Consider the following 13,579-nt stretch of genomic DNA (forward strand, 5'->3'; position numbering starts at 1 on the left):
TCGTGTTTGGCATTTGCGCAACAAACCTCGTTCTCGCGACGTGAATCGCCCGAGTCTTTGCGTCTCGTTCCGCCCTCTTTCAAGCAGAGGGCGCAGGGAAAGCCGGGTGCCGATTGCACCCATGGGTCCCGTGCAACAGAAAGCACGGGGGTAGGACCACAGGTGAAACCGGTAAACACGCCGGCTTTCCCTGCGCGATGGTTTTACGGCTTATCTCGTGCTCTCCCCGGCGAGACCGGGCTTGTTTGTCACCGTCTTCGCAGGACGTTTCGCGCGTCTTGCGAGGAGACACCTGCCACTGGTGTCAGGACCACACGACTTCGCCGTCCGCCTGGCACGCACTCGTCAGTTGCGTGCTCGGCGTCCACCGCATCTCGACCCAACACTCGTGACGATCGCGAAGCGCCCCTCAAGCGGGTGAGACGGGCGGATTCATACACCGATTTTAGCTTCCGAAAAACCGAAATATTTTTCGCGGCGCCCCTTGCGCCGTCGGGCAAATCAGTGGCAAGGGCCGGCCGGGAAATCGGCCGACGACATCTCGTTCGGCCGTCCCAGGTCGATTGACAAATAAGTAAGAATATTATTACTAAAGACGTTCACGGAGTTTGGCGATGTTGCAGACGAAACGAAGCTATGGCGGCATGGTGACTGCGCCGCACCACCTTGCGGCACAGGCCGGGCTGGCCGTGCTGGCGGAAGGCGGCAATGCCATCGAGGCCATGATCGCGTCGGCTGCGACGATCGCCGTGGTCTATCCGCACATGAACGGCCTCGGCGGCGACAGCTTCTGGCTGGTCGGCCGCGCCGGTTCGGCGCCGGTCGGAATCCAGGCCTGCGGCCGCGCCGCGATGGCGGCGTATCGCGCCTGGTATCGCGAGCGGGGATGCAGCAGCATTCCAAGCCGCGGCCCACTGGCCGCGCTCACCGTCGCGGGCACCGTCGACGGCTGGCAAAAGGCCTACGAGCTCAGCCGTAACAGTCATGGCGGGCGGTTGCCGCTGGCGCGGCTGCTGGAGCCGGCAATTCACTACGCCGAGGACGGCGTTGCCGTCACGCGGACGCTGCATGACAACATCGTCAACAAGCGGCCTGAGCTTCAGGATGTGCCGGGCTTTGCGGAGGTCTATCTGCCGCAGGGTGCCCCGCCGCCGGTTGGTGCGCGGCTGCGCCAGACCCGCGTCGCCGAGACGCTGCGGCGGCTGGCGAAGGCGGGCCTGTCCGATTTCTATCGCGGTGATCTCGCGCGCGCGATGGCCTCCGATCTCGAGCGGGTCGGCAGCCCGCTGCGTCTCGCCGATCTGGAGCGACATCAGGCCTCGCTCGTGACGCCGCTGTCGGTCGGGGTGGCCGGGCACAAGGTGTTCAACATGCCGCCGCCGACGCAGGGCCTGGCGTCGCTCCTGATCCTGGCGCTTTATGCCCGCCGCATGGCCGGCGAGGCCGATGGCGCCGATCATCTGCACCGGCTGGTCGAATGCACCAAGGCCGCGTTCCGCGTCCGCAATCGCCATGTGACCGATCCTGACTACATGACGCGCGCTGCGGCCGACTATCTGTCCGAGGCCTCGCTGGCCGCGCTGCATGACACGATCTCCAATACCCGTGCCGCGCCGTGGCCCGATCGGCCGCGGCAGGGCGACACCGTGTGGCTCGCCGCAACCGATCGCACCGGGCTCAGCGTCAGCTTCATCCAGAGCGTCTACTGGGAGTTCGGCTCGGGCGTCATCCTGCCAGAGAGCGGCGTCACCTGGCAGAACCGCGGCACGAGCTTCAGCCTCGGCGAGACCGATACCAACCGGCTGGACCCGGGTCGCCTGCCGTTCCACACGATCCAGCCTGCAATGGCCGAGCTCGACGACGGCCGGCTGATCGCGTTCGGCACGATGGGCGGGGAGGGACAGCCGCAGACCCAGGCCGCGATCTTCACGCGCTACGCGCTGCACGGCCAGGAGCTGCAATCGGCGATCACCGCGCCGCGCTGGCTGCTCGGCCGCACCTGGGGCGAGGAAAACAACAACCTCAAGATCGAATCCCGCTTCGATCCCACCGTCATCGACCGGCTGCGTGCGCTCGGCCACGACATCCAGGTGTCCGGGCCGTTCGAGGAGTTCATGGGACACGCCGGTGCGATCGTCTGGCACCCGGACGGCCTGCTCGAAGGAGCCAGCGATCCGCGCAGCGACGGCGTCGTGGCCGCGCGCTAAGGGGCGTTGTCGCGTATACCGCTCGGTCGTCCCACACACTCGTCATGCCCGGCCTTGTGCCCGCCTTCGCTGAAGCTTCGGCGAGACTGACAGCAAAGCCCGGCGAAGCCTTGGCGTAGCCGGCTGCCGGGCATCCACGTCTCGTTTTCCCGATGCGCAAAACCGTGGATGGCCGGGTCAAGCCCGGCCATGACGATGCGGAAGCGTCAGCGCAAAGACCCGCTGTTGCCCTGCGCGCTGTCGTGAGCCGCGCCGGCGCTCGCTTTGCAGAATGCCGACCTACCGGGATGTCTTGCCGGAGCGGGCCGTTGGCTTTGATGCGGCGGCCTTGTGCTTCCGCTCGCCGATCGGCGCGGTCAACCAGGTCAGGATCATGTCCTGCGCGTGCTCGCGGCGCTGCGTGAGCCAGTCCGGCGAGCCGAGGTCCTTGTCGAACATCGCCGACAGCGTGTAGCGGTTGGAGACGTGGAAATAGCTCATGGCCGTGATCGACACGTAGAGCTGGATCGGGTCGACGTCGCCGCGAAACAGGCCTTCCGCCATGCCGCGGCGAAGAATGCTTTCGATGCTCGCGACCAACGGCAGGGTGAGCTCGGCGATCTTGCGCGACTTTCGCAGGTTGCGCCCGCGCTGCAGGTTCTCGTTGTTGATCAGGGCGATGTAGTTCTGGTGCTCGCCAAAGAACGTGAAGGTGAAGTTGATCAACTCGCTCATCGCCGCGACAGGATCCAGGTCATCCAGCTTGAGCTGCTGCTCGGCCGCGCGGATCTCGGTGTAGACGTCCTCCAGAACCGCGATGTAGAGCCCGTTCTTGTCGCCGAAATAGGCATACAGCAGGCGCATGTTGGCCTTGGCGCGCTGCGCAATGGCCTCGACGCGGGCCCCGCCGAGGCCGTTGTGGCAGAACTCGAACGTTGCGGCGCGCAGGATCGCTTCCTTGGTGAGCGCGGAATCCCGTGGCCGCTTTCCGCGCCCGGAGCTGCGGGGAGGGCTGGTCTGTGCTGCTGTTGTGTCAGTCACGGCGTTGCCTGGGCTTCCGAGTTTCCGCGCAGATGCATCCAACGGAGCGGTTCCTGCGCAATCTGTTCGGATTGAGATCGTCATTATGGCGGTTCGTCAAGGGAAACGTTTCCTCCATGTTCGTTGCCGTCACGCGGCCGCCGCCAGGATCGTGCCGCCGCGCGCGACGAGACGGCCGTTCTTGTAGACATCGCGCGGCTTCGGGCGAGCGACCACCGCTTCCTGGACATGGCGGGCGTCGAGCACCACGAAATCCGCCGTCCCGCCGACGGTCAGGCCGTAGTCCGTGACGCCGAGCGCGCGTGCCGCATTGACTGAGACCATGTCGAAGGCCGCAGCCAACTGCTCGTCGGTGTTGAAGCCGGAGCGATAGCCGACCAGCATCGCGCGTTCGAGCAGGTCGCCGTCGCCATAGGGCCACCAGGAATCGCGGATGTTGTCGTTGCCGGAGAACACATTGACGCCGGCGTCGCGCAGCAGCAGCACCGGCGGGAAGAGGCGCGCTCCCGGCGCGTTGGTCAGGATCGCAACGCCGGCCTCGGCCAGCCGATGCGCGGTGCGCTCGACCACGTCGCGGGTGACCTCGCCGAGCGCATAGGCGTGACTGATCGTGACCTTGCCTCCGAGGCCCATGGCCTTGGTGCGTCGCGCGATCTCCTCGATCTCCGAAACGCCCTGCAGGCCGCCATCATGGAGATGAATGTCGATGCCGACGCCGTGTCGCTCGGCGATCCCGAAGACGATATCGAGATGTCCGGCGGCGTCGCCGTCGTGGCCCGCGGGATCCAGTCCGCCGACGAGATCGGCGCCGGCGCGAACGGCCTGTTCGAGCAGATCAGCGGTTCCGCGCGAGGTCAGGATGCCGCTCTGCGGGAATGCGACGATCTGAACCGAGACCTTGTCGCGGTGAATTTCCCGTGCCGCAGCGATCTCTTCGAAATGCCGCAAGCCGACCTCCGCATCCACGTCGACATGGCTGCGCATCCGCGTCGTGCCGTGCGAGACGCAGAGGTCGATCAGCGCCGCTGCCCGCTCCGCCATCGGCTTGGCCGTGGCAAGGTATTCCTTCTCGAACTTCACGCGCTCGCGCACGCTGAACCCGGCGGTGCAGGGGCGATGCGGCTTCCAGTCGTCGCCGATGAAGCACTTGTCGAGATGAATATGTCCCTCGACCATGCCGGGCAGCACCAGGCGCCGGCCGAGATCACTGACATCGCCGACCGAGCCATAGCTTTGCGGGGTCGGTGCGATTGCGGCGATCTTGCCGCCGCTGACGGCGATCTCGACAATCCGGCCGTCCGCCAGCCGCGCGTTCTGAAACAGTGTGTCGATTGCGGTCACGGGAGGTCTCCAGTCTGGCTAAGTTTGGTCAATGCCATTGCCCGTTCGTATGTTGCAGTGCCGAGCACGTCGCGCGGGATGGTCGCTTCCGGCGCTGCGTCGATCTCCCGCATCATGGGAATCTCCATATCGTCGGCGATCGCCGCTTGACATTCGTCAATTTGTGAAGAAAGTTTTTACTTCCGTCAAGACCGCGGAAACGGCGGCAGCGGACGAGAGGTGGCTGGGGAGCAGCCGCCAGGAGCGGGAGGATTTTCAGAAATGAACTACGCATCTATCGCTTTGACCGGATTCCGTCGTCGCGTCGTCTTGCAGGGCGCGCTCGCCATCGTCCTTGGCTCGCTGCCGTTCATGGAACGCGCAGAGGCCGCCGACCCGATCAAGATCGGGTTGGTCACGGCGCTGTCGGGCCAGTCCGCGCGCGCCGGCGAAGCGCTGACGCGCGGCGCCACGATCGCGATCGAGAACATCAACGCCAAGGGCGGCGTGCTTGGCCGTCCGCTCGAGCTCATTCGCCGCGACGATGAAAGCAATCCCGCCAAGGGGCTGATTGCCGCGCGCGAATTGATCCAGCGCGAGAAGGTCGCGGCGCTGCTCGGCGGCCTCGATACGCCGGTCGAGCTTGCGATCGTGCCTTTCGTCAACAACACCAAGATCCCGTTCGTCGTGCCATGGGCCGCCGGAACCAACATCACACTGAACGGCGCCGCGTCCAACTATGTGTTCCGCGTCTCCGCCATGGACGACGAGGTCGACAAGGCGATCGTTCAGTTCGCGCGCAAGACCTACGCAGCCAAGAAGCCGGGCCTCATCCTCGTCAACAATCCCTGGGGCGAGTCGAACGAGCACGGCCTGCGTGCCGCCCTGAAGGCGGCCGGGATCGAACCGGCGGGTGTCGAGAAGTTCGAGCCGAATGATGTCGACGTCGTCGCGCAGTTGTCCCGGCTCAAGCAGGGGGGCGCCGACACCCTGTTCCTGGTCGGCAATGTCGGCCCGTCCTCGCAGGTGGTGAAATCGCTCGACCGGATGGGCTGGGCGCCGCCGATTGTGTCGCATTGGGGACCGGCGGGCGGTCGCTTCACCGAGCTCGCCGGGCCGAGCGCCGAGAGCGTCATCTTCGTCCAGACCTACAGCTTCTTCGGCAATCTCTCGCCGGTCGGCAAGCGCGTGCTCGCCGAGTTGCAGGCGAAGTATCCGGATATCAAGGGGCCTGCGGATGTGACGCCGGCGGTCGGCTACGCGAACGCCTATGACAGCGTCATGGTGATCGCGCGCGCGATGGAAAAGGCCGGCAGCACGGATCCGACCGCCGTTCGCGACGGCTTCTACGCGATCGACCGCGTGGAGGGGCTGATCAAGACCTACGAGAAGCCGTTCGCGCAGGACAAGCACGATGCGCTGACGGCGCAGGACTACATCTGGGCGCGCTTCGAGGACAACCACATCATGCCGTTCTCGCGCAACTGACAAGCGCGATTGGCCGGCAAGCGGATCAGGGTCATCATCGATGTCATTTCTATCAGCGATAATCACCGGTATGGCGCTGGGAAGCATGTACGGCCTGCTTGCGCTCGGCTTTCATGTCACCTACGCGGTATCCGGCACGGTCAACTTCTCGCAGGGCAGCTCGATGACCCTCGGGGCCGTTGCCGGGTACTTCTTCCTCGTCGTGTGGGGCTGGCCGGCCGCGATCGGCATCCCCGCCGTGCTCTTGGTCTGCGCGGTCTACGGCGTTCTCATCGAACGCTTCGCGGTTCGTCCGTTCGTGCAGCGCGGATCGGACAACTGGCTGATGGCGACCGTTGCCGTCGGCATCATCGTCGACAATCTGATGCTGTTCGTGTTCGGCAAGGAACCGCGCAGCTTCCCGTCGATGCTCGCGGCCAAGCCGATCCAGATCGTGGAGGGCGCAGGGGTCTATCCCCTGCAGCTCCTGATCCCCGTGGTCGGCCTCTTGCTCGCGCTGGCGCTGCACCTCGTCAGCCGCCGGACGCGCCATGGCGTCGCGATGCTTGCGGTGGTGCAGAACCCCAACGCCGCGCGGCTGATGGGTATCAATGTCAGCGGCGCCATTGCCGCGAGCTACGCGGTGTCGGCGATGTTGGCTGGCGTCGCCGCGTTGCTGATCGCGCCGCTGTTCAACGTCTCGTCCGAGATGGGCACGCTGTTCGGCATCAAGGCGTTCGCCGCCGCGATCATCGGCGGCCTCGCCAGCGCCTGGGGCGTCATGCTGGCCGGATTGTGTCTTGGCCTGATCGAGGTGTTCGCGACCAACTATCTCGGGTCGGTCTACACCCAGATCATCACGTTCGCTTCCGTCATCGTCATTCTCGTCGTCATGCCGCACGGGCTGCTCGGCCGAGCTGGAGTTAAGAAGGTATGACCTCTCGCGCCTCCCTTCTCGTCGCGATCGCAGCGTTCGCGATTGTCGTCGGCTATGCCGCGGTTGCGGACAGCTATGCGGTGTTCCTGATCGCGACGATTTCGCTGACGGCGATCGCCTGTATCGGCCTCAACGTCCTGCTCGGCCTCGCGGGCCAGATCTCGCTCGGGCATATCGGGTTCATGGCCATCGGTTCGTACGCGACCGTGCTGCTGATGGAGAAGGCCGGCTGGCCCTACCTCGCCGCCACGGCAGGGGCCATCGTCCTGGTCAGCATCGTCGGCGGCCTGCTCGCGATGCCGGCCCTGCGCGTGCGCGGGCCGTATCTGGCGATGGTGACCATTGCGTTTGGATTCATCGTCGAGCATGTCACGATCGAGTGGCGCGATCTCACCGGCGGCGGCAACGGCCTGGTGTTGAGCACGCCGCCGACCGTTTTCGGTTATGCGTTGTCGGAGCGCTCGCTCGCCATCGCAGGCATCGTGCTGGTGTTTGCCGGCCTGATCCTGTTCGCGCGGCTGAAGCGCAGCGGCTGGGGCTATGCCATGCGGGCCGCCCGCGATACCGAGGTCGCGACGCGCTCGCTCGGCATCGATCTGGTGCATGTTCGCGCCGTGGCCTTCGTGATCTCGGCGGCCGCGATGGCGCTGGCCGGCGCGCTGTTCGCGCCGCTGCAGGGCTATATCAGCCCGAGCTCGTTTCCGTTCCTGCAATCGGTGCTGCTGCTGTTCGGCGTGATGGTCGGCGGCGCCGGCTCGGTGCTCGGTCCGGTGATCGGCGCGGCGCTGGTCGTGCTGCTGCCGGAATTGCTGTCGGACCTCGCGGAGTATCGCCTGCTGGCATTCGGCGTGCTGCTGTTCGTTGTGCTGCGCGCCGCCCCCTCAGGCGTCGTCGGACTGCTGGAGCAGCTCGCCGCGAAATTCCTGCCGGCGCAGCAGCACGCGGCCGAGCCTGCGATCGCGGCGGCGAATGTCGATGCGGCGATCCTCGAGACGCACAGCGCGGCAGGGCTCGACGTGAAGAATCTCTCGATCTCGTTCGGCGGCGTCCGCGCGGTCCAGGATGTATCGTTCGAGGCAGCGCCCGGTGCGGTCACCAGCATCATCGGCCCCAACGGCGCCGGCAAGACCAGCGCGCTCAACTTGCTCTGCGGCTTCTATCGGCCGCAGGCGGGGACGGTGAAGCTCGGCGATCGCGACGTCACGGGCATGACGTCGCATCTGCTTGCACGCGTCGGCGTGGCGCGCACGTTCCAGACGACGCAATTGTTCGGCTCGCTCACCATCCTGGAGAACATCCTGCTGGCCGAGCGGGTCGGCCGGCTCGGCGGCATCGTCTCCGCGCTGCGCAACGAGGAGACGGAGGGCTTCGCCCGCTTCCTGCTGCGCTTTGCCGGGGTCGACGGCGACGTCGATCGTCTCGCCGATTCGCTGTCGCATGGCGAGAAGCGGCTGGTCGAGATCGCGCGCGCGCTCGCATTGCGTCCGCGTATCCTGCTGCTCGACGAGCCCGCGGCGGGTCTCTCCAAGGGCGACAAGCAGCGCCTGACCGCGCTTTTGCGCCGGATCGCCGATCTCGGGATCGCGGTCATCATCGTCGAACATGACATGCCGATGATCATGTCGCTCAGCGACCTCATCGTCGTGCTCGACGGCGGCAAGCGCATCGCGATCGGCGATGCGGCGGCGATCCGTAACGATCCGCTGGTCCGCAAGGCCTATCTCGGCGACGCCACGCCGGGCGAACGCAGCCGCGCGCCACGGCCGACGCGGCAGGGCACGGCGCTCGAAGTCAAGGCGCTCGATTCGTTCTATGGCCTGTCGCGCGCGTTGAACGGCATCGACCTTGTGGTCGCGCCGGGCGAGGCGGTGGCCGTGCTCGGCGCGAACGGCGCGGGGAAGACCACCTTGATGCGGTCGATTGCCGGTCTCGAACCGCCGCGATCGACCGGCGAAGTCCGGCTCGGCGATCTGCGCATCGACAGGCTGCCTGCGCATATCCGCGCCCGCTCCGGCGTCGTCCTGGTGCCGGAAGGACGGCAGGTGTTTCCGGAATTGACGGTGAAGCAGAACCTCCAGCTCGGCGCCTATGCGCGCAAGGGCCTCGACCTCGATGCCGAGATCGAGGCGATGTTCGTGCGCTTCCCGCGCCTGAAGGAGCGCATCGACCAGCGTGCCGGCCTGTTGTCGGGCGGCGAGCAGCAGATGCTCGCGGTCGCCCGCGGGCTGCTCACCGCGCCGAAGATCTTCATGCTCGACGAGCCGTCACTCGGACTGGCGCCGCTCGTCGTCGATGAGCTGTTCGCGTCGTTTGAACGGTTGCGCAGCGAGGGCATGACCATCATCGTGGTCGACCAGATGGCAGGCCAAGCGCTCGCTCTCGCCGATCGGGCCTATCTGCTGGAAACCGGCGCGATCCTGAAGAGCGGCGCCGCCGGCATCATCGCCGAGGATCCGCTGCTCGAAGCGGCCTATCTCGGCGGTGAAGCCCAGGCCGGCGCGCCGCAGCGCTTTGCGGCCCAGGCATCCTGAGGGAGGAGAAGGCGGATGTTCCTCGGCGACCACGATTGCAGCGACAGGCAGCGCGATGGCGACGTGCCGAACGATCGGTGCGGCGACGCCGTGAGGGTCGCTGCCGCCGTGGAAGTCGGGCTGCTCGCCCGGACGGCGCTCCGCGATGGCGCCGCGGGCCACGTCATGGCGAGGTTCGAGCGGTCGTTCTACCTGACGCTCGACGGGACCTGGATCTGCGTCGGACAGCCCGACATCGGGTCGGGACCCCTGCATCTGCTCGGCAAGTTCGATCTGTCACGGCCCACGATCGGTGCGGCCGTGCGGGTTGCGGAGTCCAGTCTCTGGATTGCGGGCCGGCCGTTCGCAAAACTGACCTCGGCGTCGGTATGGACGCCTGCCGCCGCGCCGCGCTGGTCAAAGGACACGCTGCGGCGCGGTTTGCGTGCCATCGACGAGGTGTGGAGCGAGGAGATCACGACGGCCGGGCTGGCGGTTCTCGGGGCCGATCACGCGCCGATCGCGGCATCTCCCCTTGTTCAGGCCGCGATGCCCGGCGTTGCTGCGTTGGAGCGCATCCTCGTTGATGCGGCCAGCGATCCGCGCGTCGCGTCCGGGCTGGCCGGCTTGATCGGCCTCGGGCCTGGCCTGACGCCGTCCGGCGACGACCTGATCGGCGGCGCGCTGATCGCGCTGGCTGCACTTGGCCACACCGAACGTCGTGACGCGTTGTGGAATCATTGTCGCCCGCTGGTCGAGCACACCAATGATATCAGTCGCGCCCATCTGCAGGCCGCGGCGCGCGGTTATGGTGCGGCTGCATTGCACGCCGCCATCCATGCGACGATGGGCGGCGAGGTCGCAAAGCTTCGTCAGGCGGTCAGCGCGCTGACGGCGATCGGGCATTCATCCGGACTGGACGCATTCGCGGGCAGTCTCATCGTTCTCCGCCACGCCATTCGAAAGCAGTGACGCGGTTTCTGCCCGAGATTTCGAGTTCTCCCAGACTGCTCCGAACGAAGTTCGGAGCATTTTTTTATCGGCAACAACTCCGGCCAAGCCCGCGACAAACAAATTCGCTTTCGAGAGATTCCGCGCTTGACTAAGTAAGTGTTTTCTTATTAGTTGATGAGAACGAAGACGAGCGTGTTAGGGCAGGAGACATGACAGATCAGGAAACGCCGCGGTACCAGCAGTTGCTGGCGAGCAAGGTCGAGGTCGTAAACGTCGGGCTCGAAGGGTTCGTGAAGGACCTTCGCGACTGCGCCATCGACGTCGTTCACGTCGACTGGAAGCCGTCGGCGGGCGGAGATCCAGAGATGGCCGCGCTGCTCGCGAAGCTCGGTGTGTGAGGCGCCGATGAAGCTGATCGAAGACGCAAACCAACAGGCGCTCACCCGGATCCTCGAGGGGGAGCCGAGGCTGATCGACATCATTCCCGCCGGCCAATTGATCAAGGGCCTGCGCGAGCGGATGGTCCTCCACGCCGGACCACCGATCGCCTGGGAGCGGATGTGCGGTCCGATGCGCGGCGCCGTCGCGGGCGCCATCGTCTTCGAGGGATGGGCGAAGGATCTCGCGTCCGCGACCAAGCTCGCCGCCAGTGGCGAGATCGAATTTCACCCGAACCATCACTTCGGCGCGGTCGGCCCGATGACCGGTATGACGACGATGTCGATGCCGTTGTTCGTGGTCGAGAACGCGCGCTTCTCCAACCGTGCCTATTGCGCGATCAACGAGGGGCTCGGCAAGGTGATGCGCTTCGGCGGTAACGACGCCAGCGTGCTGAAGCGTCTCGCCTGGCTGCGCGACGTGTTCGGGCCGGTTCTCGGCAAGGCGATCCGCGCTGCAGGCGGCGTCGACCTGAAGTCGATCGTCGCCCGCGGACTGTCGATGGGCGACGAGCTGCATCAGCGCAATCTCGCCTGCTCGAGCGTTTTTCTCCGTGAAATCGCGCCCTGGATGGCGCGGACGTCGACCGACAATGCTGTTCTCGCCGAGTGCCTGGCGTTCATCGGGCAGAACGATCAGTTCTTCCTCAACATCGCCATGGCGATGGGCAAAGCGATCACCGATCCCGCGAACGGCATTCGCGGTTCGACCATCGTCACCACGATGTGCCGCAACGGCACCGACTTCGGCATCCGCGTCAGCGGACTCGGCGAACGGTGGTTCACGGCGCCGGTCGAAATGCCGGAAGGGCTGTATTTTGCTGGCTATTCCGAGAAGGACGCCAATCCGGACATGGGCGATTCCGCCATCGTCGAGACGATCGGCCTGGGTGGATTTGCGATGGCGGCGGCACCGGCGGTCGCAGGCTTTGTCGGCGCCGGCGCGCCGTCCGAGGCCGGCAACTTCACCCGCTCGATGGGCGAGATCACGGTCGCGCAGAATCCGGAATGGACGATCGCCGCGATGGACTTCGCGGGTGTGCCGACCGGCATCGATATTCGCCTCGTCGTCGATTCCGGCGTCGTGCCCGTCATCAACACCGGCATCGCGCATCGCGAGCCCGGCATCGGCCAGGTCGGGGCCGGCGTGGTCAAGGCGCCGTTGGCGTGCTTCCAGCAGGCGGTCGTCGCCATCGCCAAGGATTTGGGGGTGTCATGAACGTCGTTGTCCTGAACGAAATCCGCAAGGGATTCTATCTCGATTCGGTCGCGCTGATGCGGCTGTCGCGCGAGGTGGCGGCGTCGCCCGGCGTGATCGAGGCGGCGCTGATGATGGGGACACCATCGAACGCTGCGATCATGCGCAATGCCGGACTGCTGGAGGAGGGCACTGCCGTCAAGGGCAATGACCTCGTGATCGCGGTCAAGGCCGAGTCCGAGCCCGCCGCGCGCGAAGCGCTCGACAGCGCGATCAGGTCGCTCGACAAGCCGAAGAGCCAAAGCGAGGCGCAGGCCGCATGGCGGCCACATTCGATCGCCGCCGCAGTGAAGCTCAGGCCGGAGATCAACCTCGCGCTGATTTCCGTTCCCGGCGAGTTCGCCGCCGCCGAGGCCCGGAAGGCGCTCAATCGCGGCCTGCACGTCCTGATGTTCAGCGACAATGTGTCCCTCGAGGACGAGTTGTCGCTCAAGCTGCAGGCGCGCGCGGCCGGCCTCCTGATGATGGGACCGGACTGCGGAACGGCCGTGATCGGTGGGGCGCCGCTGGCGTTCGCCAACAAGATCAGGCGCGGCAGGATCGGAATTATCGGCGCGTCGGGCACCGGAACGCAGGAGGTCTCGTGCCTGATCTCGGAAGCCGGCCAGGGAATCTCCCATGCCATCGGGGTCGGCGGGCGCGATCTCAAGAAGGATATCGGCGGCATCACGACATTGATGGCGATCGACGCGTTCGATTCCGATCCGGAAACGAACCACGTGGTGCTGATCTCGAAGCCGCCGCATCCCGATGTCGCGAGGTCCGTCCTTGAGCGGATCGGCAAAAGCAGGAAATCGTTCACGGTCTCCTTCATCGGTGCGTCCGGAATCGAGCTTCCGCCGAATGCGCGCTTTTCGCCGACGCTCAAAGGCGCCGCCGAACTGGCGCTGGAAGGCGCCCGGATCGGGGCCGATTTCGACGCGGGCACGGTCGCATCGCGGTTCGAGCGACGGAGTGGTCAGGACAGGATCGAAGGACTGTTCGCGGGCGGAACGCTGTGCGCGGAGGCGCAGGTGATCCTTGCGGCCGCGGGCCGCAAGGTGGCGTCGAACGCCGCAATTCCCGGTGTACCCAAACTCGGCGTCGAGCCGAACGAGGGACGCGACCGGCTGATCGACCTCGGCGACGACGAATACACCCGTGGCCGGCCGCATCCGATGATCGATCCCTCCGTGCGCGATGAAGCATTGCGTGTCGCGCTCAGGAATCCGGACCTCGCGGTGATCCTGCTCGACCTCGTGCTCGGCTATGGCGCGCATGCCGATCCCGCCGGGCATTTGGCGGGGCTCGTTGCCGATCGTGGCCAGGATGCGCCCGTGCTGATCGCCTCCGTCGTCGGCACCGAGCAGGATCCGCAAGGCCGCTCGGCGCAGGTCAGGACGCTGGAGCGCGCCGGAATCGTCGTCGCGCCGTCGAACGCTCAGGCGTGTGAACTCGCTGTCGCCATCGCCAGCAATGCCGGGAGGTAG

General features: G+C 66.1%; 10 protein-coding genes. 8 read left to right on the plus strand and 2 right to left on the minus strand.

The features are described from left to right. Nucleotides 1-614 precede the first annotated feature (614 nt). Nucleotides 615-2,207: a gamma-glutamyltransferase family protein gene (locus ACFFWD_RS41480; RefSeq protein ID WP_376975176.1), complete on the plus strand. Its 1,593-nt coding sequence runs from the start codon at nt 615-617 to the stop codon at nt 2,205-2,207. Nucleotides 2,208-2,486: 279 nt separating this feature from the next. On the opposite strand, the gene ACFFWD_RS41485 is transcribed toward ACFFWD_RS41480, so the two are convergent. Further along, nucleotides 2,487-3,227 (minus strand): TetR/AcrR family transcriptional regulator, encoded by a 741-nt coding sequence (locus ACFFWD_RS41485; protein WP_376975177.1) that lies wholly within the window; start codon nt 3,225-3,227, stop codon nt 2,487-2,489. A gap of 129 nt (nt 3,228-3,356) precedes the next feature. Further along, a complete protein-coding gene (locus tag ACFFWD_RS41490) occupies nt 3,357-4,568 on the minus strand; it encodes an amidohydrolase family protein (protein WP_376975178.1) in 1,212 nt (403 codons plus the stop codon). A gap of 351 nt (nt 4,569-4,919) precedes the next feature. On the opposite strand from ACFFWD_RS41490, the gene ACFFWD_RS41495 reads away from it, so the two are divergent. From ACFFWD_RS41495 to fdrA, 7 genes are all read left to right on the plus strand, one after another. Beyond that, nucleotides 4,920-6,035, plus strand: a complete 1,116-nt coding sequence (locus tag ACFFWD_RS41495) for an ABC transporter substrate-binding protein (protein ID WP_376975252.1) — start codon at nt 4,920-4,922, stop codon at nt 6,033-6,035. A gap of 40 nt (nt 6,036-6,075) precedes the next feature. Next, nucleotides 6,076-6,951 (plus strand): branched-chain amino acid ABC transporter permease, encoded by an 876-nt coding sequence (locus tag ACFFWD_RS41500; protein ID WP_376975179.1) that lies wholly within the window; start codon nt 6,076-6,078, stop codon nt 6,949-6,951. Continuing rightward, nucleotides 6,948-9,482, plus strand: coding sequence for a branched-chain amino acid ABC transporter ATP-binding protein/permease (locus ACFFWD_RS41505; RefSeq protein WP_376975180.1), 2,535 nt, complete (start codon nt 6,948-6,950; stop codon nt 9,480-9,482). Before ACFFWD_RS41500 ends, ACFFWD_RS41505 begins: the two co-directional genes overlap by 4 nt. Before the next feature lie 15 nt (nt 9,483-9,497). Then, nucleotides 9,498-10,433: an oxamate carbamoyltransferase subunit AllH family protein gene (locus ACFFWD_RS41510; RefSeq protein WP_376975181.1), complete on the plus strand. Its 936-nt coding sequence runs from the start codon at nt 9,498-9,500 to the stop codon at nt 10,431-10,433. A gap of 191 nt (nt 10,434-10,624) precedes the next feature. Then, nucleotides 10,625-10,813, plus strand: a complete 189-nt coding sequence (locus ACFFWD_RS41515) for a hypothetical protein (protein ID WP_376975182.1) — start codon at nt 10,625-10,627, stop codon at nt 10,811-10,813. 7 nt (nt 10,814-10,820) lie between these two features. Continuing rightward, the gene (locus ACFFWD_RS41520; RefSeq protein ID WP_376975183.1) at nt 10,821-12,071 is read left to right on the plus strand and encodes a YlbE family protein; all 1,251 of its coding nucleotides are present in this window, start codon (nt 10,821-10,823) and stop codon (nt 12,069-12,071) included. After that, complete coding sequence (fdrA, locus tag ACFFWD_RS41525; RefSeq protein ID WP_376975184.1) at nt 12,068-13,579, plus strand: acyl-CoA synthetase FdrA; 1,512 nt, start codon at nt 12,068-12,070, stop codon at nt 13,577-13,579. The genes ACFFWD_RS41520 and fdrA overlap by 4 nt, the downstream gene beginning before the upstream one ends.

Source organism: Bradyrhizobium erythrophlei (assembly GCF_042430365.1).
Classification (GTDB): domain Bacteria; phylum Pseudomonadota; class Alphaproteobacteria; order Rhizobiales; family Xanthobacteraceae; genus Bradyrhizobium; species Bradyrhizobium erythrophlei.

Coding starts and splice junctions, on each gene's coding strand:
- ACFFWD_RS41510 (WP_376975181.1), top strand. CDS start 9,498: ATGTTCCTCGGCGACCACGATTGCAGCGACAGGCAGCGCGATGGCGAC.
- ACFFWD_RS41480 (WP_376975176.1), top strand. CDS start 615: ATGTTGCAGACGAAACGAAGCTATGGCGGCATGGTGACTGCGCCGCAC.
- ACFFWD_RS41520 (WP_376975183.1), top strand. CDS start 10,821: ATGAAGCTGATCGAAGACGCAAACCAACAGGCGCTCACCCGGATCCTC.
- ACFFWD_RS41515 (WP_376975182.1), top strand. CDS start 10,625: ATGACAGATCAGGAAACGCCGCGGTACCAGCAGTTGCTGGCGAGCAAG.
- fdrA (WP_376975184.1), top strand. CDS start 12,068: ATGAACGTCGTTGTCCTGAACGAAATCCGCAAGGGATTCTATCTCGAT.
- ACFFWD_RS41505 (WP_376975180.1), top strand. CDS start 6,948: ATGACCTCTCGCGCCTCCCTTCTCGTCGCGATCGCAGCGTTCGCGATT.
- ACFFWD_RS41495 (WP_376975252.1), top strand. CDS start 4,920: ATGGAACGCGCAGAGGCCGCCGACCCGATCAAGATCGGGTTGGTCACG.
- ACFFWD_RS41500 (WP_376975179.1), top strand. CDS start 6,076: ATGTCATTTCTATCAGCGATAATCACCGGTATGGCGCTGGGAAGCATG.